This is a genomic window from Streptomyces sp. NPDC047869 (assembly GCF_040704065.1).
In the GTDB taxonomy this organism is placed as follows: domain Bacteria; phylum Actinomycetota; class Actinomycetes; order Streptomycetales; family Streptomycetaceae; genus Streptomyces.
Window position 1 is genome coordinate 175,831 of the sequence record NZ_JBEYRK010000009.1, and the last position, 19,411, is coordinate 195,241.

Genomic DNA, 19,411 nt, shown 5'->3' on the forward strand with positions numbered 1-19,411 from the left:
CGGCCCGGCTCGCGGAGGCCCCCGGCTCTCTTGACGGCGTTCGGCACCCCGCTTACATTACTTCCAGATAGTAGAAGTGAACTTCCGCAATACGGAAAAAGTTCGCGGGAGTGATCCGACGACCCTATGGACAGTGCTCACCGCGGGGCGCGACGGGAGTACGCATCCGACAGCCGAAGCAGGAGTACTCGATGGCCCGAATGACCGCTGCCCGCGCGGCAGTCGAAATCCTCAAGCTCGAGGGCGTCGGCGACGCCTTCGGTGTGCCCGGCGCGGCGATCAACCCGTTCTACAAGGCGCTGAAGGAGGGCGGCGGCATCCACCACACGCTCGCCCGCCACGTCGAGGGCGCCTCGCACATGGCCGAGGGCTACACCCGCGCCCGCCCCGGCAACATCGGTGTCTGCATCGGCACCTCCGGGCCCGCCGGCACCGACATGATCACCGGCCTGTACTCGGCCATCGGCGACTCCGTCCCGATCCTGTGCATCACGGGCCAGGCGCCCACCGCCGTGATGCACAAGGAGGACTTCCAGGCCGTCGACATCGCCTCCATCGCCCGGCCGGTGACGAAGATGGCGGTCACCGTCATGGAGGCCGCTCAGGTCCCCGGCGTCTTCCAGCAGGCCTTCCACCTGATGCGCTCAGGCCGTCCCGGCCCGGTCCTGATCGACCTGCCGATCGACGTGCAGCAGACGGAGATCGAGTTCGACCCGGAGACGTACGCGCCGCTGCCGGTCCACAAGCCCGTCGCCACCCGCGCCCAGATCGACAAGGCGCTGTCCTTCCTGCTCGCCGCCGAACGCCCGGTCATCGTCGCCGGCGGCGGTGTCATCGGCGCCGACGCCTGCGACCTGCTGACCGAGTTCGCCGAGCTGACCGGGACCCCGGTCATCCCGACCCTGATGGGCTGGGGCGCGCTGCCGGACGACCACGAGCTGAACGCCGGCATGGTCGGCGTGCAGACCTCGCACCGCTACGGCAACGCCACCTTCCTGGAGTCGGACTTCGTCCTCGGCATCGGCAACCGCTGGGCCAACCGCCACACCGGCTACAAGCTCGACACCTACCGCCGGGGCCGCAAGTTCGTCCACGTCGACATCGAGCCCACCCAGATCGGCCGGATCTTCCCGCCGGACTACGGGGTCGTCTCCGACGCCAGGGCCGCGCTGGAGCTGTTCGTCGAGGCCGCCCGGGAGCTGAAGGCGGCGGGCAGGCTGCCCGACCGCACCGGCTGGGTCGCCTCCACCCGGGAACGCAAGGCCACCCTGCTGCGCCGTACGCACTTCGACGACGTGCCGATGAAGCCGCAGCGCGTGTACGAGGAGATGAACCGGGCGTTCGGCCCCGAGACCCGGTACGTCACGACCATCGGCCTCTCCCAGATCGCCGGCGCCCAGATGCTGCACGTCTACCGGCCGCGCCACTGGATCAACTGCGGTCAGGCCGGCCCGCTCGGCTGGACCATCCCGGCCGCGATCGGCGTCGCCAAGGCCGACCCCGACTCCCCGGTCGTCGCCCTCTCCGGCGACTACGACTTCCAGTTCCTGATCGAGGAGCTGGCGGTCGCCGCCCAGCACCGGATCCCCTACGTGCACGTCCTGGTGAACAACGCCTACCTGGGCCTGATCCGGCAGGCGCAGCTCGGTCTCGACATCGACTTCCAGGTCAACCTGGAGTTCGAGAACATCAACACGCCCGAGATCGGCGTCTACGGCGTCGACCATGTCAAGGTCGCCGAGGGCCTGGGCTGCAAGGCGATCCGGGTGACCGAGCCGGACCAGCTCGGCCCTGCCTTCGAGCAGGCAGGGAAGCTGGCCGCCGAGTACCGGGTGCCGGTCGTCGTCGAGGCGATCCTGGAGCGGGTCACCAACATCTCGATGAGCCGGACCATGGACATCGGCGACATCACCGAGTTCGAGGACCTCGCCACCGAGCCCGGCCACGCGCCGACGGCGATCGCTCCGCTGAAGGTCTGAGCCACGAGCGAGCGAGGGGCGGCCCGTCCGGGAGGGACGGGCCGCCCCTCCGGCGTGCGGTGCGTGCCCCCGCGCTCAGTCGAACCCGCCGCCCCCGCAGCCACCTCCGAAGTCGTGGCCGCCGTGGTGGTGGCCGCCGTGGGCCCCGCCACCGGAACCGCCGTGGTCCGTGTCCCGGCCGCTGTCGTCCCCGTGGTACGTGATGCCGCGGATGCCGCTGCCCCGGCCGAACGGGAACAGGCCCTCGTCGGCGAGGGCGCCGCGGCCGGTGAGCCCGGAGTCGCGGGCGAAACGCGGCAGCAGCGCGGTCAGGGCGCGCTCGCCGTGCAGCGCGACGGCGAGCAGCACCTCCCGCTCCGCGAGGCCCTCCGGGCCGGCCGGGCCCTCCGGCAGCGGATGGCGCTCGCGCAGCCCGGCCAGGAGCCGGCGGGCGGCGCGGGTGCGGCCCGGCGGCAGTGCTCGCAGCAGTCCGGCGGCCACGAGTTCGGCCCGCATCCTGGCGAGCGCGCGCCGGACCACCGCCCGGCCGGGCAACTCCCGCGGCCCGGCGGGCCGGTAGAGGCCGGTACGGACCGCCTTCTCCAGTGGATGGCGGAAGGCCCCGGCGTCCCCCGTGCCGGTCCTGCGCAGTGTCCCCGGCCGGCCCGCGTCGACCGCGCCGCGCAGATGCAGGGCGAGCACGGCGACCGTCACGGCGGCCCGGTCGCCGCCCCGCAGCAGGGCGATCGCGCACGGGTCAGGCGGCGTACCGTCCAGCGGCGGTGGGTTCGTACGGTCCATGAGGCACCCCCGTACGGGGCCCGCCGCCCCCGTGCCGGCGGGCCCCGCATGACGGTAATGTGCCCGGGCGCGACGGCCGCCGAAGCCTGAACGCCCTTGTTCAGAGGTTGATTTGAGGTATGCGTAGGCCGGGTACGGCCACCGCCGTACCCGGCGTCACTACAGTTCGGGCTCCGTCAGGCCGGGCCAGTCCTCCGGCCCGCCGCCCTGCCATTCGACGAGGTCGCTCTCCTCGACCTCGATCCGGTCCAGGTCGGCCAGCCGCAGGATCTCCACCACGTCGTCCAGGTGGGAGGCGAGCCCCAGGGTCACGTCCCCCTCGGTGACCCGCCGGGAGCCGTCCAGTGCCGGGGCGTGGACCACGATGTGCGGGTACTGCGTCGGATTTCCCATGGGTTCAGCGTCCTGCGGACGCGCCGGACACGCACCCCGGGCCGGAGCCGGGAGCCGCGAGCCGGGACAGCGCGAGGAGCGCCCCCTGGGACAGGGAGCGCTCCTCGCGCCGTGTGGTGGCCGTCCGACGGCGCGAGGCTGGGCGCGACAGGACGTTCGCGCCGCCGGGCGGCTGACCGGGGGACCTCCGCGCGGAGGTCGTAGCTGGAGGACCGCGGCGGCCGCGACGGAGCCGGGAACCCTTCCCTCTGGTCGAGAAGGGGACCCGCGTCCTTCACCACCGCACTGGCTCGCACGCCGCCGCGGTCCTCGCTCTGCCCGCCGTACCGAGAGGTCACCCCTCATCCGGACCGCTCGGTCGCGGGTCGTGCGCGTCCGGGTCCCGGCCTCCCCGCCGGGTCCCGGACGCGGTCCTCGGGGCCTCAGTCCTCGCGCAGGGCGCGGACCGCCTCCTCCACGCGCCGGCCGTAGTCGGGGTCGGCGGCGTGGAAGTGGGCCAGGCTCTTCTCGATCACGTCGTCGCGGGAGACCTGGGAGAGGCCGCCGGCGATGTTCGCGACCAGCCGCTGCCGCTCCTCCTCGGACAGCAGCCGGTACAGCTCGCCCGCCTGGAAGAAGTCGTCGTCCTTGGTGTGCGCCGGGGCCTCGTGGGTGCCGGTGTGGCCGGACACGGCCAGCGGGGCCGACAGCGGGCGGCCGGTCTCCACCGGGCCGTCGTAGGAGTTCGGCTCGTAGTTCTTCGCGTGCCTGCCCTGGGCGTTGGCAGCCATGAGGCCGTCGCGGCCGTAGTTGTGCGCGGTCGTCGCCTTCGGCGCGTTGACCGCGAGCAGGGTGTGGTTGACGCCCAGGCGGTAGCGGTGGGCGTCGGCGTAGGCGAACAGCCGGCCCTGGAGCATCTTGTCGGGCGACGGGCCGATACCCGGCACGAAGTTGTTCGGGGAGAAAGCGGCCTGCTCCACCTCGGCGAAGACGTTGTCCGGGTTGCGGTCCAGCACCAGGCGGCCCACCCGCCGCAGCGGGTAGTCGGCGTGCGGCCACACCTTCGTCAGGTCGAACGGGTTGAAGCGGTAGTCCGCCGCCTCGGCCGCCGGCATGATCTGGACGTACAGGGTCCAGGACGGGTGCACGCCCCGCTCGATCGCCTGCAGCAGGTCCGTCTGGTGGGAGCTGGGGTCCTTGCCCGCGATCTCGGCGGCCTGCTCGCCGCTCAGCGAGCGGACGCCCTGGTTCGTCTTGAAGTGGTACTTGACGAAGAAGGCCTCGCCCTCGGCGTTCGTCCACTGGTAGGTGTGCGAGCCGTAGCCGTTCATGTGCCGGTACGACGCCGGGATGCCGCGGTCGCCCATCAGCCAGGTCACCTGGTGCGTGGCCTCGGGGGAGTGGGCCCAGAAGTCCCAGACGTTGTCGGGTTCCTGCCGGCCGGTGAACGGGTCCCGCTTCTGCGAGTGGATGAAGTCCGGGAACTTGATCGGGTCCTTGATGAAGAACACCGGGGTGTTGTTGCCGACGAGGTCGTAGTTGCCCTCGGCGGTGTAGAACTTCACGGCGAAGCCGCGCGGATCGCGGACGGCGTCGGCGCCGCCGAGGGAGTCGGCGACCGTGGAGAACCGGACGAACACCTCCGTGCGCCGGCCGGTCTCGCTCAGGAAGTCGGCGTGGGTGAAACCGGTGACGTCGTCCGTCACCTCGAAGTGGCCGTACGCGCCGGAGCCACGGGCGTGCACCACGCGCTCCGGGATCCGCTCGCGGTTGAAGCGCGCGAGCTTCTCCAGGATGTGCTGGTCCTGGAGCAGCAGGGGGCCGCCCGCGCCGGCGGAGGCGGAGTTCTGGTTGTCGGCGACCGGGGCGCCGGACTCGGTCGTGAGCACGCGCTTCGACATCGTGGACCTTCCGTGCAGGAGTCAGCGGAAACCTGTTTCCGCTTCGTGGAGCCTAGAAGTGGGGGAACGAGGCGTCAACAGTTTGTTGAAGCAGGTTCCGGGCCGCGGTGCCGCCTGGGCGCGACAGGACAGGTGTCGGCGGCGCCGCGGCCCGGAAGTCGGGGGTGGGCCGGGTCAGACCTGGGCGCCGGAGAGGCGCTCCACGGCCCGCAGCAGGGCCGAGTGGTCCAGGCCGCCGTCGCCCTGGGCGCGCAGTGACGCGACCAGTTGGGCGACCACGGCGCCGACCGGCAGGGCGGCCCCGACGTTGCGGGCGGCGTCGGTGACGATGCCCATGTCCTTGTGGTGCAGGTCGATCCGGAAGCCCGGCGCGAAGTCGCGGCCGAGGAAGTTGTCCTTCTTGCGCGTCAGCACGGTGGAGCCGGCGAGGCCGCCGTTCAGGACGTCCAGGGCGGCCTTCAGATCCACGCCGGATTTCTCCAGGAACACCACCGCCTCGGCGCAGGCCTGGATGTTCACGGCCACGATCAGCTGGTTGGCGGCCTTCACGGTCTGGCCCGAGCCGTGCGGGCCGCACAGCACGATGGTCCGGCCCAGCGCCTCGAAGAGGGGCCTGGCCCGGTCGAAGTCGGCCTGCTCACCGCCGACCATGATCGACAGCACCGCCTCCACGGCACCGGCCTCACCGCCGGAGACCGGGGCGTCGAGGACACGGATGCCCTTGTCCGCGGCGGCCTTCGCGAGGTCGACGGAGGTCTGCGGGGTGATCGAGGACATGTCGATCAGCAGCGCGCCGCGCCTGGCGTTCGCCAGGATGCCGTCGGGGCCGTAGGCGATGGCCTCGACCTGCGGGGAGGCCGGCACCATCGTGATCACCACGTCGGCGTCCCGGACCGCCTCGGCGATCGAGCCGGCCGCGGAGCCGCCCGCAGCGGCCAGTCGGTCCAGCTTCTCCCGCTCCAGGGTGAAGCCGGTGACGTCGTAACCCGCCTTGATCAGGTTCTCGGACATGGGGGAGCCCATGATGCCGAGGCCGATCCAGGCGATCTTGGGAAGGTTGTTCATGAAAGGGTGCCTTTCAGTACGGGGGTCAGCGGGGCAGCCAGTCGAAGGCCTCGGCGCTCGGGCGGTCGCCCGGCTTGTACTCGAGGCCGACCCAGCCGTCGTAGCCCGCCTTCCGCAGCCGGTCGAGGAGGTCTTCGAGGGGCAGCGAGCCGGTGCCGGGCGCACCGCGCCCCGGGTTGTCGGCGATCTGCACATGGCCGGTCCTGGCGGCGTACCGCTCGATCACCGCCGGCAGGTTCTCGCCGTTCATGGCCAGGTGGTAGAGGTCCATGAGGAACCTGGCGTTGCCGAGCCCGGTCGCCTCGTTCACCCGGTCGACGACCTCCACGGCGGCTGGTGCCGACACCAGCGGATACAGCGGCGACTCGGGCTTGTTCAACGCCTCGATCAGCAGTACCGCGCCGATCCGGTCGGCCGCCCGGGCCGCGAGGACGAGGTTCTCCAGGGCGAGCGCGTCCTGTTCGGCCGGGTCCACGCCCTCGACGCGGTTGCCGTACAGGGCGTTGAGCGCCGTGCAGCCCAGGGACGCGGCGAAACCGGCGGCCACGTCGATGTTGGCGCGGAACCGCTCCGACTCCGCGCCGGGCACCGACAGGGCCCCGCGGTCCGGGCCCGGCAGCCGCCCGGCGTAGAAGTTCAGCCCCGTGAGCCGGACGCCCGCGTCCTCGATCGCCCGCTTCAGCGCTTCGAGTTCGGACGGTTGCGGGGTGGGGGAGTCGACCCAGGGCCACCACAGCTCGACCGCCGTGAAGCCCGCCGCGGCGGCGGCCGCGGGGCGCTCCAGGAGCGGGAGTTCCGTGAAGAGGATCGACAGGTTGACGTTGAAGCGCTGGTCTGCGAATCCCACGGGGGCGGCGCTCCCTTCCTGTAATTCCATAATGTGGAAGTTGATTTCTGCCTAACGGAAGACTGCCTGTGGGTCTCGTGGCTTGTCAAGGGGGTCGTACGCCGGTCCCCGGCCGGGCCTGCCCAGGAGTCGTGGCCGCGGGTTAGGTTGTGCGCGTGCGATTGAGAGTGGAGTTCACGACCGAACCCTTCGACCTCGAGGAGGCCCCGGCGCACGCCCTGGCGGCCCGCGCGGTCATCGAGGCGGCCGAGCTGGACGCAGTGGACGTCGGCCCCTTCGGCAACACGGCCGAGGGTGGTGCGGACAGCGTGCTGACGGCCGTGGACGCGCTGCTGCGCAAGTCCCTCCAGGCCGGCGCCACCCGGATCTCGCTGCAGGTCAACGTGGTCGGGGAGGACGCGAAGTGACCGGCGCCGGGGACGAGTCCTTCATCGCGGCCGTGAAGCCGCTGGTCGACGCCATGGGCGGGGAGCTGCTCCCGCCCGACGAGGCCGGCCCCGACGACGTCGTGCTCTCCTGGGAGGGTGCCGGCGTGGTCGCCGTGCGCCTGCCTCAGCTCGCCGACTCCCTGGACCACATCCTCGCCGCCATGGAGCGCCGCAGGGGCGTGCCCCTGGCCGACCTCGACCGCAAGGCCAAGCAGGAGGTCGTGCGCGTACTGGAGGCGCGCGGCGCCTTCTCCGTCCGGCACGGCGTGGAGACCGTGGCGGGCGCGCTCGGCGTGAGCCGCTTCACCGTCTACAACTACCTCAACCGCGAGAAGGAGGGCTGAGGGCCGCCCGGCTCGTAACCCGGAATTTTCAACAAAGTGTTGACGCCGTGTTTCGGAGGGCGTTAGCTACTGGGCAGCCCGTTCCGCTCGAAGGCCGTTTCCGGCCACGGAGGCTCCCGTGACTACGACTTCCACGCCCCCGGGCCTGGCCCGGTTCAACGTCCTGGAGGAGCAGGCGGCCCTCGCCGCCCTCCACGAGGCGTGCGCCTCCACCGAGTGGGCCCGGCGGCTGCTGGCCGGCCGGCCGTACGCCACCGTGGCGGACCTCCACGCGGCCAGTGACGCCGCGACGGCCGGGCTGAGCGCCGCGGACCTGGCCGAGGCGATGGCCGGGCACCCGCCGATCGGACGCCCCGCGCCGGGCGATCCGACCTCCGCGCGGGAGCAGCGCGGCATGGCCGGCGCCGCCGCGGAACTCAAGGCCGAGATGCTCGAACTCAACCTGGCCTACCAGGAGAGGTTCGGCCATGTCTTCCTCATCTGCGCCACCGGCCGCAGCGGGGAGCAGATGCGGGACGCGGCCCGGGAACGGCTCGGCAACCCCCCCGAGCGGGAGAGGGAGATCGTCCGCACCGAGCTGGGGAAGATCAACCGCATCCGGCTGGCCCGACTCGTCGAAGAGGACGCCTGACACCATGAGCACCAGCACCACCGCCTCCGTGTCCACGCACATCCTGGACACCTCCGCCGGCCGCCCCGCCGAGGGCGTCGCCGTCCACCTCGCCGCCCGTCCTGGCCGGGACGCGGACTGGCAGTCGCTCGGCGGCTCCGCGACCGACGCCGACGGCCGGTGCAAGGACCTGCCGGCGCTGCCGGAGGGCACCACCCACGTACGGCTCGACTTCGCCGTGGAGCCGTACTTCGAGAAGAAGCAAGCCGATGCGCAGCAGGACGCCCCCGCGAATCGGGACAGCGGGCCCGCGGTGTTCTTCCCGGAGGTGGCGATCACGTTCGCCGTCGTGCCGGGCGAGCACTACCACGTACCGCTGCTGCTCAACCCGTTCGGCTACTCCGTTTACCGAGGGAGCTAGCTCATGCCCACCATCCTGGGACAGAACCAGTACGGCAAGGCCGAGAACCGGGTCGTCAAGATCACGCGGGACGGCGCCACCCACCACATCAAGGACCTGAACGTCTCCGTCGCCCTGAGCGGCGACATGGAGGAGGTCCACTACTCCGGCTCCAACGCCAACGTCCTGCCGACCGACACCACCAAGAACACGGTGTTCGCGTTCGCCAAGGAGCACGGCATCGAGTCCGCCGAGCAGTTCGGCATCCACCTCGCCCGCCACTTCGTCACCTCGCAGCCGGCCATCCACCGCGCCCGCATCCGCGTCGAGGAGTACGCCTGGGAGCGGATCGAGACCTCCGACGCCAACTCGAAGTTCATCGGCGCGGACGAGGTCAAGCACTCGTTCGTGCGCAAGGGCCAGGAGACCCGGCTGGCCCAGATCACCTATGACGGCTCGTCGTGGGAGGTCGTCTCGGGCCTGAAGGACCTGACGGTGATGAACTCGACCAACTCCGAGTTCTGGGGTTACGTCAAGGACAAGTACACCACCCTGAAGGAAGCGCACGACCGCATCCTGGCCACCTCGGTGTCCGGCCGCTGGCGCTTCAACTGGACCGACGACGAGCAGCGGATGCCCAACTGGGAGAAGTCCTACGAGCAGGTGCGCAAGCACATGCTCCAGGCCTTCGCCGAGACGTACTCCCTCTCGCTGCAGCAGACGCTGTACCAGATGGGCTCGCGCATCATCGAGAACCGCGCCGAGGTGGACGAGGTCCGTTTCTCGTTGCCCAACAGCCACCACTTCCTCGTGGACCTCGAGCCCTTCGGGCTGAAGAACGACAACGAGGTCTACTTCGCCGCCGACCGGCCCTACGGCCTGATCGAGGCGACCGTCCTGCGGGACGGCTGCGAGCCGCGCATCCCGGTGGACCTCACCAACCTCTAGCCGTCTCACCCTCTCGGCACCCGTGACCGGGGAACGGAACCCATGTCCCCGGTCACGGCACTCAAATCCTCCAGGGTCCTGCCGTGCCCACCCATTTCAGTCCGCTGAGCGAAAAGGACGAATCATGGCAGCAGCCCAGCGCATCGTCATCGAGAACTGTTCGATCGCGACCGTCGACGGCGACGACACCGAGTACGCCTCCGGGTACCTGGTCATCGCCGGCAACCGCATCGAGGCGGTCGGCGCGGGCAAGGCCCCCGAGGGCCTGGAGAACGTCGTACGCCGTATCGACGCCACCGGGCACCTCGTCACCCCCGGGCTGGTCAACACCCACCACCACTTCTACCAGTGGATCACCCGGGGCCTGGCCACCGACCACAACCTCTTCAACTGGCTCGTCGCGCTGTACCCGACCTGGGCGCGCATCGACGAGCCGATGGTGTACGCGGCGGCCCGGGGATCGCTGGCGATGATGGCCCGTGGCGGCGTCACCACGGCCATGGACCACCACTACGTGTACCCGCGCGGCTCCGGCGACCTGTCCGGCGCGATCATCCGGGCCGCCCGGGAGACGGGTGTCCGCTTCACCCTCGCCCGCGGCTCCATGGACCGCAGCGAGAAGGACGGCGGCCTGCCCCCGGACTTCGCCGTCGAGACCCTCGACGGAGCCCTCGCGGCCACCGAGGCCACCGTCAAGGAGCACCACGACTGCTCCTTCGACGCCATGACCCAGGTCGCCGTCGCCCCCTGCTCGCCCTTCTCCGTCTCCACCGAACTGCTCAGGCAGGGCGCCGAGCTGGCGCGGAGCCTCGGGGTGCGGCTGCACACCCACGGCTCGGAGACCGTGGAGGAGGAGAAGTTCTGCCACGAGCTGTTCGGCATGGGCCCGACCGACTACTTCGAGTCCACCGGCTGGCTGGGCGAGGACGTGTGGATGGCGCACTGCGTCCACATGAACGACTCCGACATCGCCGCCTTCGCCCGCACCAGGACCGGTGTCGCCCACTGTCCCTCCTCCAACGCCCGGCTGGCCGCGGGCATCGCCCGGGTCCCGGACATGCTCGCGGCCGGTGTCCCGGTCGGCCTCGGTGTGGACGGCACCGCCTCCAACGAGTCCGGCGAACTCCACACCGAGCTGCGCAACGCGCTGCTGATCAACCGCCTCGGCGCGCACAAGGAGGCCGCGCTGAACGCCCGGCAGGCGCTGCGGCTCGGCACCCACGGCGGCGCCTCGGTGCTCGGCCGGGCCGCCGAGACCGGCTCGCTGGAGGCGGGCAAGCTGGCCGACCTGGTGCTGTGGAAGCTGGACACCCTCGCCCACGCCTCCATCGCCGACCCGGTGACCGCCCTGGTCTTCGGCGCGGCGGCCCCGGTCACCGCCTCCTTCGTCAACGGCCGGCAGATCGTCGAGGACGGCCGCCTGCTGACCGTCGACGAGGACGCCATCGCCCGCTCCACGCGGGACGAGGCCCGGCGTCTGGCGCGCATCGCCGCCCAGGACTGAGCCGGCACCACGACTCCGGCCGGGAGGGACGGCTCCCGGCCGGCAGCGGTGGACCCCAGCGGGGTCCGCAGCGGCCGGATCCGGGGCGCGCGTGAAGGCGCGCGCCCCGGAACGGTCTCCGTTCCCGGGCCCCGAGCGGCCCACCGGTCCCTCCCCCACTCTCGACCTCGCTCGAGCGGGAGGTGCCCCCATGCCCGTGCACCACCTCCCTGAAACCGCGTCAGAGCCGACGTGAACCACCGACCGGAGGAGCCGCCGTGACCGCCCACCCCGTCGACGCCGACGAGCAGTCCGTCCACCCCGTGGACGAGAAACTCCCCGCCCTGAAGATGGCGACCAGCGGCCTGCAGCACGTGGCCGCCATGTACGCGGGAGTCGTCGCCCCGCCCCTGATCGTCGGCGCGGCCGTAGGCCTGTCCGGCAACGAACTCACCTTCCTCACCGGAGCGTGCCTGTTCACCGCGGGCCTCGCGACCTTCCTGCAGACCCTCGGCATCTGGAAGATCGGCGCCCGGCTGCCCTTCGTCAACGGAGTCACCTTCGCCGGGGTCGCCCCCATGACGGCGATCGTCGCCTCCGCCAAGGACAAGTCCGACGCCCTGCCGATGATCTTCGGCGCGGTCATCGTCGCCGGACTCCTCGGCTTCCTCGCGGCCCCCGTCTTCTGCAAGGCGGTCCGCTACTTCCCGCCGGTCGTCACCGGTACGGTCATCACCCTCATCGGCGTCTCCCTGCTGCCGGTCGCCTTCAACTGGGCGCAGGGGCCGAACCCGGCCGCCCACGACTACGGTTCGGCCACCAACCTCACCCTGGCCGGCGTCACCCTGCTGCTCGTGCTGCTGCTGCGCCGCTTCACCCGCGGCTTCGTCAAGCAGATCGCGGTCCTGCTCGGCCTGATCGCGGGCACCCTGATCGCGATACCGTTCGGCGTCACCGACTTCGCCCCCGTGACGAAGGCCGCCGTGGTGGGTTTCCCGACGCCGTTCCACTTCGGCGCCCCGCAGTTCCACGTCGCCGCGATCCTGTCGATGTGCGTGGTGATGGTGGTGTCGATGACCGAGTCGACGGCGGACATGCTGGCCCTGGGCGAGATCGTCGAACGCCCCGCGGACGAGCGGACCATCGCGGCCGGCCTGCGCGCCGACACCCTCGGCTCGGCCCTCAGCCCGGTCTTCAACGGCTTCATGTGCAGCGCCTTCGCGCAGAACATCGGGCTGGTCGCCATGACGCGGATCCGCAGCCGCTTCGTGGTCGCCGTCGGCGGAGGCTTCCTGGTCCTGATGGGCCTGTGCCCGATGGCCGCCTCGCTCATCGCCGTCGTACCCCGCCCGGTCCTCGGCGGCGCCGGCGTGGTGCTGTTCGGCTCGGTCGCCGCCAGCGGCATCCAGACCCTGGTCCGGGCCGGTCTGGAGCGGGACAACAACGTCCTGATCGTGGCCGTGTCCCTCGCCGTCGGCATCATCCCGATCACTGCGCCGGACTTCTACCACGCCTTCCCGGACACCGCGAAGATCGTCCTCGATTCCGGCATCTCCACCGGCTGTGTCACCGCGGTCCTCCTCAACCTCGTCTTCAACCACCTCGGCCGAAGCCGCGAGGCCGCCGACGTCACCCATCCGATGGAATCGGGTGAGGAACTGGCTCCCGCGCGCTGAAGCGGACGCGGGCGGCGGGAGGCGGGGCGGGGCACGGTCCTGCCCCGCCTCCCCGCGGGTGCGACCGGGGGTGTCGTGGGTGAGAGTGGAGGCCGGTACGAGGAGGCGGGTGCGAGGAGGGAGTCCGATGGTGCGCAGGAACACCGGTGTCACCGTCCGGGCGGTGGACGCGGACGCCTGCCCGGTGCGTGAGGTGCTCGACCGGGTCGCCGGCAAGTGGAGCGTGCAGATCCTCGTGGCCGCCGCCGCGGGGCCCATCCGGTTCACCGAACTGGAACGCGGCGTCGAGGGCATCAGCCGCCGCATGCTGTCCCTGACCCTGCGCCACCTGGAGCGCGACGGACTGGTCACGCGCACCGTGCATCCGACGGTCCCGCCCAAGGTGGAGTACGAACTGACGCCCGTCGCCCGGGAGCTGCAGCCGACGCTGCGACGGCTGACGCACTGGGCCGAGCGCAACCGGGCGTACATCGCCGAGGCCCGGGCGGCCTACGACGCCGAGCACCCGCCGGAGCTGCTCGACGCGTAGGACCCGTGGTCACAGGCCGAAGAGTCCCAGGTCCGTAGCCAGCTCCCCGAACACGTCCCGGGGGTCGGGGAGCAGCTTCCGCTTCTCCAGGTCGAGCATGCCGCCCACCGCGGTGACCTCGGCCGCCAGCGTGCCGTCGAGCTTGCGTATCTCCTGCCTGATGCGGAAGGTCTTGCCGCCGCCCCACTCGAACTCGCAGCTCACGTCGGCCTCGTCCCCGGCGAGCAGCTCGCGGCGGAAGCGGATCGTCGTCTCCAGCGCCACCGGCCCCACACCCCGGGCGCGCAGCCGGGCCTGGCTCACCCCGGCGGCCTGGAGCAGCGACCAGCGGGCGTGCTCCGCGTAGTTGAGGTACACCGCCTGGTTGAGATGGCCCTGCACATCGGTCTCGTAACCGCGAACGGTCACACGGACGGAAAACGGTTCGGCCACGGCCGGCGCCCCTTCGTCGTTCGAATACTCGACCCGTTGATCCTTACACGCGTCTCAGGCCCGCCGCGGCGATGCCAGCAGATAGCGCGCCCGCGTCCTGGGCTCCGTGTACGCGCCTGCCTGCCAGCCCGCCCGCTCCAGCGTCGCCGTGCACGCCAGCAGACCCCGCTCGTCCGGTGCGTACACGGCGACCGCCTCGGGCTGCGGTGTCGCCCGTACCCGGTAGCCGTCGCCGTCGGGGCCCGCCGGGCGGTGCCCCGCCGCCTCCAGGGCGAGCGCGGCGGCCCGCACCAGATGCGTCCGCTCCCAGCCGCACGGGCGGTCGGTCGCGCCGCCCGGGTTGGTCATCCGGCGCAGCTCCAGCAGCCCCTGCCAGGCGCTGTGCACCTCTCGCGGCCGGGACGCCCCGGACACCGGCGGATCCTCCTCGCCGCCGACCCGCGCGGCGAACCCCCCGCCCGGGGACGCGGACTCCTCGACGGCCGCCGGCGCCTCCGGCTCCGCCTCGCGTATCCGGTGCCCAGCCGGCGTGAGGAAGTGGTCGTGCGGCGGCCGCGGGTGCCGGAAGGCGAGTCCCCGCTTCACCAGCGCGTCCAGTTGCGCCCGCGTGCCGCGCAGCCGCCCGGTCACCGGATCGGCGGCCTCGATCAGCCGTCGCTGCGCGACGGTCGGCGGTCGTGTCACGGCGTGCCCCCTTCCGATGCGCCGACGCCCGGGAGCCGCCGGACCGGCGACTCGTTCCGAGCGTACGGCCGGGGTCCGACAACGGCCTCGGCCTCGGGGATCCGGACCGGCCGAACCGGTCAGCCGGGCGCCCGGACGTTCCACCCCGCGATCACGGGACGCCCGTGCTCGGTGCCCAGCCGGCCCAGCGCGCCCGTCGCGAGCTGGAACAGCGCCCCTTGCTGCGGCGGCAGCCCGAGCCGGCGCGCGGTGAGGACCCGCAGGAAGTGGCCGTGGGCGACCAGCAGCACCACTCCCTCGGTGTTGGCGAGGGCGGCGTCCACCTTGGCGAGCATCCGGTCCGCCCGCTCCCCGACCTGCTCCGCGGTCTCCCCGGGACGCTCCGGCGGGCCCGGCGCGACCCCATCCGTGAACAGGAACCAGCCGGGCCGCTCCCGCTGGATCTGCACGGTGGTCACGCCCTCGTAGCCGCCGTAGTCCCACTCGAGCAGGTCGACGTCGACGCGGGCGTCGTGGACGCCGATGAGCGCGGCGGTCTCCCGGGCCCGCTGCAGGGGGCTGACGAACGCGGCGCCGATACGGTGCGACCGGATCAGCGGCACCAGCCGGCGCGCCTCCTCCCGGCCGTGCTCGGTCAGGGGCACGTCGGTCCGGCCGGTGTGCCGCCCGGACCGGGACCACTCGGTCTCACCGTGCCGGACGAGAAAAAGGTCACCCACGTCAACGCCCTTCCCGCTGCCCCTCAGCGCATGCCCCAGCACGGTGTCACACCGCTCCGGCCGCCCGCAGAGCGGGTTGCGCCGGACGGCCGCCCACGCGCTCCGGCGCCACGCGGACCAGTGGCCGCGGCACCTGGCCGCCGGGTCGGCGCCGCCGGTACGGGGGCTACCCCTGCCGGTACCCGCCGAGGAAGCGTCCGATCCGGCCGATCGCCGCCTCCAGGTCGTCGGCGTGCGGGAGGGTGAGGATGCGGAAGTGGTCGGGCGACGGCCAGTTGAAGCCGGTGCCCTGGACCACCTGGATCTTCTCGCGCAGCAGGAGGTCGAGTACGAACCTCTCGTCGTCGTGGATCCGGTGCACCTTCGGGTCCAGCCGCGGGAAGGCGTACAGCGCGCCCTTGGGCTTCACACAGGACACCCCGGGGATCTCGTTGAGCTTCTCCCAGGCCACGTTCCGCTGCTCGTGCAATCGCCCGCCGGGGGCGGTGAGTTCATGGATGGACTGGCGTCCGCCGAGCGCGGCCTGGATGGCGTACTGCGCGGGCGCGTTGGCGCACAGCCGCATGGAGGCCAGCATGGTCAGGCCCTCCAGATAGTCCTTCGCGTGCTGCCTGGGCCCGGTGACGACCAGCCAGCCGGAGCGGAAGCCCGCCACCCGGTACGTCTTCGACAGGCCGCAGAAGGTGAGGACCACGAGGTCGGGGGCGAGGGCGGCGGCGGAGTGGTGGACCGCGTCGTCGTAGAGGATCTGGTCGTAGATCTCGTCGGCGAGGACCATCAGGCCGTGGCGGCGGGCCAGGTCGAGCATGCCCTCCACCACCTCCTTCGGGTAGACCGCGCCGGTGGGGTTGTTCGGGTTGATGATCACCACGGCCTTGGTGCGGTCGGTGATCTTCGACTCCAGGTCGGCCAGGTCCGGGTTCCAGTCGGCCTGCTCGTCGCAGAGGTAGTGCACCGCCTTGCCGCCCGCCAGCGTCGTCACCGCCGTCCAGAGGGGGAAGTCCGGGGCGGGGATGAGGATTTCGTCGCCGTCCTCGATCAGCGCCTGCACGGCCATGGAGACCAGTTCGGAGACGCCGTTGCCGAGGAACACGTCGTCGACGTCCACCGCGAGGCCCAGGGTCTGGTAGCGCTGGGCCACCGCCCGGCGGGCGGACAGGATGCCGCGCGAGTCCGTGTAGCCGTGCGCCCGGGGCAGCATCCGGATCATGTCCTGGAGGATCTCCTCGGGCGCCTCGAAGCCGAAGAGCGCCGGGTTGCCCGTGTTCAGGCGCAGCACGCTGTGGCCCGCCTCCTCCAGCGCGTCCGCGTGCTCGATCACCGGGCCGCGGATCTCGTAACAGACCTCGCTGAGCTTGTTCGACTGCCGGAACTCCATGCGCCCCTCCGGAAACTCGTGTTGCTTGGTTTTACCAAGTGAGAGCTTGGAAAGTCCAACAACCCGTCTAGACTGCGCCGCATGTCACCTCGCCGAAGCTACGACCAGTACTGCTCCGCAGCCCGCGCCCTCGACCTCGTGGGCGACCGCTGGACCCTGCTGATCGTCCGGGAACTGCTGGCCGGCCCGCGCCGATACACGGACCTGCACGCGGACCTCCCCGGCGTGAGTACGGACGTACTCGCCTCCCGGCTGAAGGACATGGAGCGCGACGGACTCACCACCCGGCGGCGGCTGCCCCCGCCGGGCGCGGCGTTCGTCTACGAACTCAGCGACCGGGGACGTGAGCTGCTGCCCGTGCTGCAGGCCCTGGGGAGGTGGGGCGAGGGCGAACTGGGGGAGCGGCGCCCGACGGACGCCGTCCGCGCGCACTGGTTCGCGCTGCCCCTGCTGCGGGCCCTCCAGGGTGAGGGCGTCGTCGAAGTCCGCCTGGAGGAGGGTGAGTTCCACCTCAACGTGGGCGCCGGTGACGGACCGGCGTACGGGGACGGGCCCGCGCCCGGCGCGGTGGACGCGCGGCTGGTACTGGACTCCGCCACGTGCGTGGCCGTCTGCCGTGGGGAGCTGTCGCCGGCGGACGCCGTCCGGGCCGGCCGGATCACCGTGACCGGCGAGGGCACACTCGCCAAGGCGCTGAGGGAGGGCTGACGGCCGCGGAAACACCGAAGGCCCGCCGGAGCGGCGGGCCTTCGGCTGTGGGTCAGACGGACGGGGGCACCCGGGACGGCCGTCCCGAGCCGCGTGTGAGCGCGTAGCCGCCGATGCCCGCCAGCGCGGCCAGGATGCCGCCGATCGCGGTCCACACCCAGCGGTCGGACCACCAGCCGGAAGACCAGCCGTCGTCCGGCTCGATGCTCGACAGCACCGCCGACTTCGAACCGTTCTCCTGCGCCTCGGACTTGACGGCGATGCCGGGGACCAGCGGCTTCGCCAGCGAGCCGTCCACGGCCGCCGCGCCGCCGACGTCCTTGGAGTCGACGCGGATCTCGGTGCTCACCGGCTGCCCGAGGTCGGACGAGGCCAGGTTCACCACGGTCAGCCGGACGTAGTACGTGCCCGGCAGGGGGTCGTTGGCCCACGGCTCCGACCAGGCACGCACCGTGCGCAGCACGCAGGCCAGTTCGACCGAGGACGTCCCCTGGCCGGCGGTGCGGGTCGCCGCGCCGTACTGGCAGGACTGGCGGCGGCGCAGACCGTCGTACACGTCGAGCTGCCAGGTCTGCGTGCCGTGCGTCCCGGGCAGCTCGACCGTCGCCTCGACGGTCGGCCGCTGCTCCGCGTCCGCGGGGAACGACCAGTACAGGTAGTCGCCGGTGGAGCCGGACGCGGTGGCCCGCTGCCCCTGTTCGATCTCCGTCGCCGTACGGAACGAGGTGCCCGCCCGGGTGGGCGCCTTGCCGTCGTCCGAGGCGCTCGGCGACGGCGTGGAGTCGGCGGCCGCCGGACCGGCGGCCAGCCCGAGCGCCAGCAGCGCGGCACCCAGCACACGTGTGATACGCATCAGTTCGTCCTCCAGACCGCGACCCGCCAGCGCGACAGCCAGCCCCACAGCAGACCGGCGACGAACCCGGCCAGCACCAGGGCGCCGAGCAGCCACCAGCCGCGGCCGAGGCCGAACGCGGCCACGTCGGCCGCGTGCGACGGCCCGTCCACGAGGTCCACGGTCAGCTCCAGCGGCAGACCCGGGGACGTCTTGACGCCCGCGGCGGCCGAGAAGGAGTTGGTGACCTGGAGGCACACGGTCTCCGCGGTCGCGTCGTCGTCGTCGCTCTCCGGCCTCGGGTACCGCAGGCCCGTGGAGATCGCGTCGGTGCGGCCGTTGCCCGCCGCCTCACCGCGTACGATCTCCCGGCCGTGCAGGGTCACCGCCCGCAGCAGGACCCCGTAGTCGGGGTTGACGGCCCGGTCGTCGGCCACGCTGACCGAGGCGCGCAGCTCCTGGCCGGGGTTCACGTCGACCTTGTACCAGCGCTGCTGCCCGAACTCCTCGCGGTCGGTGTAGAGGCCGGACTTCAGGGCCGGCGCCTTGGCGCACTCGGTGGCGCCCTCGGTGGCCACCGGCGTCACCACCGGATCGGCCGCCCGGTCGACCAGCTGACCCACCCGGTCGCTCAGTTCCTCCTTGTGCTGGACGGAGGTGTAGGTGCCGCCGGTCGCGTCCGCGATGCAGCTGAGCTGGTCGCGGGTCTTGGCGTCCGGGACCAGGCCGAGGGTGTCGATGGTCAGCCCGATGCCCTTGGCGGCTATCTCGCGGGCCACCTCGCACGGGTCGAGCGGCTGGCAGGTGTCCTCACCGTCGCTGATCAGCACGATACGGCGGGTGCCGTCACCGCCGTTCAGGTCGTCGGCGGCCTTCAGCAGCGCGGGGCCGATCGGCGTCCAGCCGGTCGGGGCCAGCGTGGCCACCGCGGTCTTGGCGTCGGTCCGGTCCAGCGGGCCGACCGGGTAGAGCCGCGCGGTGTCCTTGCAGCCGGTCCTGCGGTCGTTGCCGTGGTAGTTGGCACCGAGCGTGCGTATGCCGAGCTCGACCTCCTCCGGCGTCGCGTCGAGCACCTCGTTGAACGCCTGCTTCGCCGCGGCCATCCGGGTGCCGCCGTCGATGTCCCGCATCCGCATGGAACCGCTGACGTCCAGCACCAGTTCCACCTTGGGGGCGGCCTGTTCCGTCTCGTCGGCGGCGGCCCCGGCGGGGAACGCGAGCCCGGCCGTCAGGGCGGCGAGGAGAGCGCAGACTCCCGCCGCCAGCCGTTGTCTTCTGATCATCGGCGGATCTTAT

Annotated in this window: 21 protein-coding genes; 10 read left to right on the forward strand and 11 right to left on the reverse strand. The window is 71.9% G+C overall.

Annotation, left to right across the window (positions count from 1 at the left end; all coding sequences use genetic code 11):
• The first annotated feature begins 191 nt into the window (after nucleotides 1-191).
• Nucleotides 192-1,979 carry a glyoxylate carboligase gene (gcl, locus tag AB0924_RS14790; protein ID WP_366911574.1) on the forward strand — a complete coding sequence of 596 codons (1,788 nt, stop codon included), beginning with the start codon at nucleotides 192-194 and terminating at the stop codon, nucleotides 1,977-1,979.
• A 75-nt stretch (nucleotides 1,980-2,054) separates the two neighbouring features.
• Here the strand turns inward: gcl and AB0924_RS14795 are convergent, their stop codons facing one another.
• The 5 genes from AB0924_RS14795 to AB0924_RS14815 all read right to left on the reverse strand — a co-directional run bounded on the left by AB0924_RS14795 (nucleotide 2,055) and on the right by AB0924_RS14815 (nucleotide 6,944).
• Entirely contained in the window at nucleotides 2,055-2,759 is a 705-nt protein-coding gene (locus tag AB0924_RS14795; protein ID WP_366911575.1) for a TIGR04222 domain-containing membrane protein, read from the reverse strand.
• 159 nt (nucleotides 2,760-2,918) lie between these two features.
• The gene (locus AB0924_RS14800; protein WP_358936175.1) at nucleotides 2,919-3,152 is read right to left on the reverse strand and encodes a hypothetical protein; all 234 of its coding nucleotides are present in this window, start codon (nucleotides 3,150-3,152) and stop codon (nucleotides 2,919-2,921) included.
• 422 nt (nucleotides 3,153-3,574) lie between these two features.
• On the reverse strand, nucleotides 3,575-5,032 hold the full coding sequence (locus tag AB0924_RS14805; RefSeq protein ID WP_366911576.1) for a catalase: 1,458 nt from the start codon (nucleotides 5,030-5,032) through the stop codon (nucleotides 3,575-3,577).
• A gap of 174 nt (nucleotides 5,033-5,206) precedes the next feature.
• Nucleotides 5,207-6,097 carry a 2-hydroxy-3-oxopropionate reductase gene (locus AB0924_RS14810; protein WP_366911577.1) on the reverse strand — a complete coding sequence of 297 codons (891 nt, stop codon included), beginning with the start codon at nucleotides 6,095-6,097 and terminating at the stop codon, nucleotides 5,207-5,209.
• 25 nt (nucleotides 6,098-6,122) lie between these two features.
• Entirely contained in the window at nucleotides 6,123-6,944 is an 822-nt protein-coding gene (locus tag AB0924_RS14815; RefSeq protein WP_366911578.1) for a TIM barrel protein, read from the reverse strand.
• A 155-nt stretch (nucleotides 6,945-7,099) separates the two neighbouring features.
• Between AB0924_RS14815 and AB0924_RS14820 the strand changes: the two genes are divergently transcribed.
• The 8 genes from AB0924_RS14820 to AB0924_RS14855 all read left to right on the forward strand — a co-directional run bounded on the left by AB0924_RS14820 (nucleotide 7,100) and on the right by AB0924_RS14855 (nucleotide 13,362).
• The gene (locus AB0924_RS14820; RefSeq protein ID WP_366911579.1) at nucleotides 7,100-7,351 is read left to right on the forward strand and encodes a hypothetical protein; all 252 of its coding nucleotides are present in this window, start codon (nucleotides 7,100-7,102) and stop codon (nucleotides 7,349-7,351) included.
• On the forward strand, nucleotides 7,348-7,716 hold the full coding sequence (locus AB0924_RS14825; protein ID WP_358936165.1) for a helix-turn-helix domain-containing protein: 369 nt from the start codon (nucleotides 7,348-7,350) through the stop codon (nucleotides 7,714-7,716). Before AB0924_RS14820 ends, AB0924_RS14825 begins: the two co-directional genes overlap by 4 nt.
• Before the next feature lie 118 nt (nucleotides 7,717-7,834).
• Nucleotides 7,835-8,347 (forward strand): 2-oxo-4-hydroxy-4-carboxy-5-ureidoimidazoline decarboxylase, encoded by a 513-nt coding sequence (gene uraD, locus AB0924_RS14830; RefSeq protein WP_358936163.1) that lies wholly within the window; start codon nucleotides 7,835-7,837, stop codon nucleotides 8,345-8,347.
• Between the two features lie 4 nt (nucleotides 8,348-8,351).
• Nucleotides 8,352-8,747, forward strand: coding sequence for a hydroxyisourate hydrolase (uraH, locus tag AB0924_RS14835; protein ID WP_358936161.1), 396 nt, complete (start codon nucleotides 8,352-8,354; stop codon nucleotides 8,745-8,747).
• A gap of 3 nt (nucleotides 8,748-8,750) precedes the next feature.
• Entirely contained in the window at nucleotides 8,751-9,674 is a 924-nt protein-coding gene (gene pucL, locus AB0924_RS14840; RefSeq protein ID WP_358936159.1) for a factor-independent urate hydroxylase, read from the forward strand.
• 124 nt (nucleotides 9,675-9,798) lie between these two features.
• Nucleotides 9,799-11,178, forward strand: a complete 1,380-nt coding sequence (locus AB0924_RS14845; protein WP_366911580.1) for an 8-oxoguanine deaminase — start codon at nucleotides 9,799-9,801, stop codon at nucleotides 11,176-11,178.
• Between the two features lie 257 nt (nucleotides 11,179-11,435).
• Nucleotides 11,436-12,833, forward strand: coding sequence for a nucleobase:cation symporter-2 family protein (locus tag AB0924_RS14850; protein WP_366911581.1), 1,398 nt, complete (start codon nucleotides 11,436-11,438; stop codon nucleotides 12,831-12,833).
• A gap of 127 nt (nucleotides 12,834-12,960) precedes the next feature.
• Nucleotides 12,961-13,362: a helix-turn-helix domain-containing protein gene (locus tag AB0924_RS14855; RefSeq protein ID WP_358936153.1), complete on the forward strand. Its 402-nt coding sequence runs from the start codon at nucleotides 12,961-12,963 to the stop codon at nucleotides 13,360-13,362.
• Between the two features lie 9 nt (nucleotides 13,363-13,371).
• On the opposite strand, the gene AB0924_RS14860 is transcribed toward AB0924_RS14855, so the two are convergent.
• The 4 genes from AB0924_RS14860 to AB0924_RS14875 form a co-directional block, all read right to left on the reverse strand.
• Nucleotides 13,372-13,794: an acyl-CoA thioesterase gene (locus AB0924_RS14860; RefSeq protein ID WP_366911582.1), complete on the reverse strand. Its 423-nt coding sequence runs from the start codon at nucleotides 13,792-13,794 to the stop codon at nucleotides 13,372-13,374.
• A gap of 54 nt (nucleotides 13,795-13,848) precedes the next feature.
• The gene (locus tag AB0924_RS14865) at nucleotides 13,849-14,478 is read right to left on the reverse strand and encodes a hypothetical protein (protein WP_358936149.1); all 630 of its coding nucleotides are present in this window, start codon (nucleotides 14,476-14,478) and stop codon (nucleotides 13,849-13,851) included.
• A 119-nt stretch (nucleotides 14,479-14,597) separates the two neighbouring features.
• Nucleotides 14,598-15,197 carry a histidine phosphatase family protein gene (locus AB0924_RS14870; protein ID WP_358936147.1) on the reverse strand — a complete coding sequence of 200 codons (600 nt, stop codon included), beginning with the start codon at nucleotides 15,195-15,197 and terminating at the stop codon, nucleotides 14,598-14,600.
• A 166-nt stretch (nucleotides 15,198-15,363) separates the two neighbouring features.
• Nucleotides 15,364-16,575 (reverse strand): pyridoxal phosphate-dependent aminotransferase, encoded by a 1,212-nt coding sequence (locus AB0924_RS14875; RefSeq protein ID WP_358936145.1) that lies wholly within the window; start codon nucleotides 16,573-16,575, stop codon nucleotides 15,364-15,366.
• 81 nt (nucleotides 16,576-16,656) lie between these two features.
• Here AB0924_RS14875 and AB0924_RS14880 point away from each other — a divergent pair, with 81 nt between their 5' ends.
• On the forward strand, nucleotides 16,657-17,283 hold the full coding sequence (locus tag AB0924_RS14880; protein ID WP_358936143.1) for a helix-turn-helix domain-containing protein: 627 nt from the start codon (nucleotides 16,657-16,659) through the stop codon (nucleotides 17,281-17,283).
• A gap of 52 nt (nucleotides 17,284-17,335) precedes the next feature.
• Here the strand turns inward: AB0924_RS14880 and AB0924_RS14885 are convergent, their stop codons facing one another.
• Together AB0924_RS14885 and AB0924_RS14890 are read right to left on the reverse strand one after the other, a co-directional pair.
• Nucleotides 17,336-18,136 carry a hypothetical protein gene (locus tag AB0924_RS14885; RefSeq protein ID WP_358936141.1) on the reverse strand — a complete coding sequence of 267 codons (801 nt, stop codon included), beginning with the start codon at nucleotides 18,134-18,136 and terminating at the stop codon, nucleotides 17,336-17,338.
• A complete protein-coding gene (locus tag AB0924_RS14890) occupies nucleotides 18,136-19,398 on the reverse strand; it encodes a VWA domain-containing protein (RefSeq protein ID WP_366911583.1) in 1,263 nt (420 codons plus the stop codon). The genes AB0924_RS14885 and AB0924_RS14890 overlap by 1 nt, the downstream gene beginning before the upstream one ends.
• Between the last annotated feature and the right edge of the window lie 13 nt (nucleotides 19,399-19,411).

Excerpts from the sequence above, each read along its gene's own strand:
- gcl (WP_366911574.1), top strand. The coding sequence starts at position 192 with ATGGCCCGAATGACCGCTGCCCGCGCGGCAGTCGAAATCCTCAAGCTC.
- AB0924_RS14795 (WP_366911575.1), bottom strand. The coding sequence starts at position 2,759 with ATGGACCGTACGAACCCACCGCCGCTGGACGGTACGCCGCCTGACCCG.
- AB0924_RS14800 (WP_358936175.1), bottom strand. The coding sequence starts at position 3,152 with ATGGGAAATCCGACGCAGTACCCGCACATCGTGGTCCACGCCCCGGCA.
- AB0924_RS14805 (WP_366911576.1), bottom strand. The coding sequence starts at position 5,032 with ATGTCGAAGCGCGTGCTCACGACCGAGTCCGGCGCCCCGGTCGCCGAC.
- AB0924_RS14810 (WP_366911577.1), bottom strand. The coding sequence starts at position 6,097 with ATGAACAACCTTCCCAAGATCGCCTGGATCGGCCTCGGCATCATGGGC.
- uraH (WP_358936161.1), top strand. The coding sequence starts at position 8,352 with ATGAGCACCAGCACCACCGCCTCCGTGTCCACGCACATCCTGGACACC.
- pucL (WP_358936159.1), top strand. The coding sequence starts at position 8,751 with ATGCCCACCATCCTGGGACAGAACCAGTACGGCAAGGCCGAGAACCGG.
- AB0924_RS14845 (WP_366911580.1), top strand. The coding sequence starts at position 9,799 with ATGGCAGCAGCCCAGCGCATCGTCATCGAGAACTGTTCGATCGCGACC.
- AB0924_RS14855 (WP_358936153.1), top strand. The coding sequence starts at position 12,961 with ATGGTGCGCAGGAACACCGGTGTCACCGTCCGGGCGGTGGACGCGGAC.
- AB0924_RS14875 (WP_358936145.1), bottom strand. The coding sequence starts at position 16,575 with ATGGAGTTCCGGCAGTCGAACAAGCTCAGCGAGGTCTGTTACGAGATC.
- AB0924_RS14880 (WP_358936143.1), top strand. The coding sequence starts at position 16,657 with ATGTCACCTCGCCGAAGCTACGACCAGTACTGCTCCGCAGCCCGCGCC.
- AB0924_RS14885 (WP_358936141.1), bottom strand. The coding sequence starts at position 18,136 with ATGCGTATCACACGTGTGCTGGGTGCCGCGCTGCTGGCGCTCGGGCTG.
- AB0924_RS14890 (WP_366911583.1), bottom strand. The coding sequence starts at position 19,398 with ATGATCAGAAGACAACGGCTGGCGGCGGGAGTCTGCGCTCTCCTCGCC.